Annotated in this window: 3 protein-coding genes; all 3 read right to left on the reverse strand. The window is 41.9% G+C overall.

Annotated elements, in window-relative coordinates:
• Positions 1 to 370 (reverse strand): right-handed parallel beta-helix repeat-containing protein (locus AB4Z17_RS33100; RefSeq protein ID WP_441964664.1); only part of this gene is annotated, 370 nt, incomplete at its 3' end.
• 20 nt (positions 371 to 390) lie between these two features.
• Positions 391 to 690, reverse strand: coding sequence for a hypothetical protein (locus AB4Z17_RS33105; protein WP_441964666.1), 300 nt, complete (start codon positions 688 to 690; stop codon positions 391 to 393).
• Positions 691 to 949: 259 nt separating this feature from the next.
• Complete coding sequence (locus AB4Z17_RS33110) at positions 950 to 2,044, reverse strand: alpha/beta hydrolase (protein ID WP_441964668.1); 1,095 nt, start codon at positions 2,042 to 2,044, stop codon at positions 950 to 952.
• Positions 2,045 to 2,376 lie beyond the last annotated feature (332 nt).

The following is a 2,376-nucleotide window of genomic DNA, read 5'->3' on the forward strand; positions in this document are numbered from 1 at the left end:
TACCAAAGGAGCCGGTGTGTATTTGCAAACCATCCAGTAAGACGCCATTCGCTTGCACTAAAATAGTAGGGTCTCTCTTAATCGTCTCATCCAAAATGTTAATTCCACTGATAGCAACGTTATTAGCCTTTATTTGTATGGCTGATTTTTCAGATGTATTTTTAATCGTAACCTCTGCGCCAGACTCGGCTGCCAGTTGTAACGGTTTATCAATTATTATGGGGCCTTCATATGTTCCTGAAGAAAGCAGCAGAGTATCGCCTGCCTGGGCCTCATTAATTAACATCTGCAACGATTTCGCCGTTGCTTCAGCCTTTACACTGCTTGCCCCAATTAAAATAGGCAGCATTGCCACAATTAAACCAAACATGAATTTCTGTACAGCTGATCTCATTGCACCTCTACCTGCTTCTTTTTCGTCACATGGATATCGTCGGTATACAGATGCATGTACACCTCGTATATACCCGGCTCTGGAAATGTGTACGTGCCGCTAAATACATTTTGTCCTTCTTTTTTTGCCTCAAAATACACAGGCTCCTCTTTCACGCGGACTTCAAATGTCATCCCTGAGGAATCGGTAAGCTCAGCTCCCGTGAAATCTGCCATAAGTTCTATCGGCGAGCCTGATACTGGCTTGTCAGGATCTGTCCTCAAATCCGCCTCAATGGCTGCAGGGTCGTTTGTCACTGGATCCGAAGCAGAGCATGCTGCTAAGCAAACTAGAATGAAACACAATAACCCCGCTGCTATAATTATTTTTCGCAATGGTTCACCTACTCTCCTAAAAGTACTTCTCTTATTTTAACAACGTATACTTTTAACCAAATGACTCGAAAGAGTCATCTATAGTGCATAATCATCTGTTCACAAAACAAAAAAAACTGCTTCAAAAGTAAGTAGTCCTACTTTTGAAACAGCCTCTATACAAGGTTACGGGCATCATTTGTTAAGCAAACAATTCTTTTAATCCTTTTGCGATTTCGTTCATACAATCTTCCGCTTGCGGATATAGCCCTATTTTGTCCATAAAAGCATGGTCTACACCGTTGTATCTAATCATCTTCGTCTTGACACCTGATCTGATTAATTTTCTGGCATAAGCCTCGCCTTCCAATCTCAGATAATCATATTCCGCTTCAATAATAAGGGTTGCTGGCAAACCGCTCAAATCGTCTGCTAACAACGGTGATACATAAGGATCGGTTACTTTAGTATTTCCATCCAAATAAATGTTCTCAAGCCCCGTAGAACTGCCTAATGCTCGTATGATTCCCTGAATAAGTTCGTGGTTGTGGTTAACGGTATACTCTTCCATATTCCATTCAAAATCATCAGCAGCAACGCCGCTCATGCTAACCGTAGGGTAGAGCAGCGCCTGATATTTAATCATACCGGTACCTAAATCCCTATCCATCAGAGAGCACACGGCTGACAAATTCCCGCCTGCACTGTCGCCTGCCACTCCAATTTGTTTCGGGTTGACATTGATTTCAGCTGCATGCTCATATACCCATTTGACCGCATCAAAACAATCGGTAAGTCCGGCAGGATAAGGATTCTCCGGCGCTAAGCGGTAGTCAACGTTCACCACAACAGCCCCTGCTTTTTCTGCCAAACACTTGCACGGGTTTTCAACACTGTCTACAGAACCGCCGATAAACCCTCCACCATGGAAAAACACAATTGCTGGCATAGGCCCGCTCTTTTGCGGCGAATAGATACGGATCGGAATCGGACCGTCTTTGCCATCAATCGTTTTATGTTCTGTTTCAATTTCGGTAACGGTAACATCTACGTTTGGCCATCCCATCATAGCTCTGAGTTGACCGATGTTATCCGCAGCGAGTGAACCAAAATCCATCTTGGGTCCGGAAGCCATCGCTTTCAGCATTTCCAAAGTAACATTCATCACCCTTGGGTCCAGATCCCCTTCTACATCGGAATCCGGAATTTTTTTAATGACAATATCAAGCCCTTTATGCTTGTTGACCTCAACTCGTTGTTCCATCAAAGAAACTAATTTTTTGTACTCTTCATCCATAACCATGATTTGTTCAGCTCCCTTTTCTTGTTTACACATCTGTTTAATTTTATCAATCAGATCATTCTAACGTTCGTTACACATGTGAATTTGTAAGCGTTATCAAATCATGAATAAGTCTGATTTCAAAATCAAAAATGTTCCAATTGTCAACTAATCCTCCTTCAAAAAACGTGATTGGATAAGAGCTCTTATGTATGTATAATAATAGGCAAAGTCGACACAAACAATGTAATTGTTCCTGTATACGGAATTATAAAATTAAAATATAAATCGGAGAATGGGGTTTCAACTCGTGCCGAATACAAATCCGCAGACGCTCTCTTCTGTTA

The sequence above is a fragment of the Paenibacillus sp. TAF43_2 genome, assembly GCF_052113545.1.
Taxonomy (GTDB): Bacteria; Bacillota; Bacilli; order Paenibacillales; family Paenibacillaceae; genus Pristimantibacillus.